1 protein-coding gene and 1 pseudogene are annotated in these 1,092 nt (G+C 35.8%); one reads left to right on the top strand and one right to left on the bottom strand.

Annotated elements, in window-relative coordinates; all coding sequences use genetic code 11:
- Positions 1-249, bottom strand: a pseudogene (locus H5202_RS23105) (transposase); the annotation flags it as partial.
- Between the two features lie 280 nt (positions 250-529).
- Here H5202_RS23105 and H5202_RS24105 point away from each other — a divergent pair.
- Positions 530-997, top strand: coding sequence for a YHYH domain-containing protein (locus tag H5202_RS24105; protein WP_220493991.1), 468 nt, complete (start codon positions 530-532; stop codon positions 995-997).
- The last annotated feature ends 95 nt before the right edge of the window (positions 998-1,092 follow it).

Below are 1,092 nucleotides of genomic sequence, written 5' to 3' on the forward strand. Positions count from 1 at the left end.
TACTTTGTCAGCATCAACCTTTAACACCACATGTAAGTGATTACTCATCACGGCATAAGCACAGATATCAATAGCAAAGATGGTCGCTAACTCTAGAATGCGTGAATCAACCCACTCACGCCGATGCTCAAAATTCTCACCCATTGATTTATCAAAGCCGCACAAAAACGCCTTACGTACCACACGCGAGCAACAGTGGTAGTAAGGCGTATCTTCTAGGCTAACGATAGTTTGTCTTGGTCTGGCCATCTTTATTTACCATTTTAAAAGCGTAAATAAAGCGTAGTTCAGCGCTTAATATTTAGCCAACAATCTTGGGTGTCTTAATTATTTTTCGAGATCGTTTGGTAGCTATGACTGTTTTTACATTTTAACTTATGGATTGTGGTGAGGTATCATTCCATGCTCGAACTAATAATATGCTTGATTTGTTATTAAATAGAGTGTGTTAATGTTATTTACTTGCTAAATAAAGTAAAATTGAAAACGTATAGGTTCTATACAAAGATTAACCTGAAAAAGGAATTACATGAAAATCTTACTTACATGCTTACTCTACACTGTCCCTATGACTGCTTTTGCTCACTCAGGGGGGACAGATAGTAATGGTTGTCATGCTGGAAGTGAACCATATCATTGCCATAATGATGAAAAATCATCTGCAATAAGTATGGGGGCATGGGATATAAATTCTGGATATCAATATCAGTTTGATAAGACCAGTATAATTCCATATTTAGGTGTTTCTTTGGGTAGTAGTGAGCATGATGGCGAAACATCTTTAGGTGCTAATTTAGGGGTTAAGCATCAAAATGGGTTTTACGCAGGCTATGTATCAACATCTAAGAGTTTTCAGTTAGGTTACGATTTTTTTCATTTATCAATCAATTCAGATTATTTAGGGATAGGTATTCGCTATCCATTTGGAAATAGAAATAACACTGATCAAAGTGGAATTTATTTTAGTGGTAGTGCTCTTTTCTCTGATGATGAGTAAATTTTATCGTTAAAGATCTACAAACTTTCTAGGGTGAATTTCTTGTCGATCTTATCTTGCCACTGTTAGTAGTGATATTGGAGAGATCGTCATTG

This window comes from Shewanella sp. SG41-4 (assembly GCF_014164505.1).
Classification (GTDB): Bacteria; Pseudomonadota; Gammaproteobacteria; order Enterobacterales; family Shewanellaceae; genus Shewanella.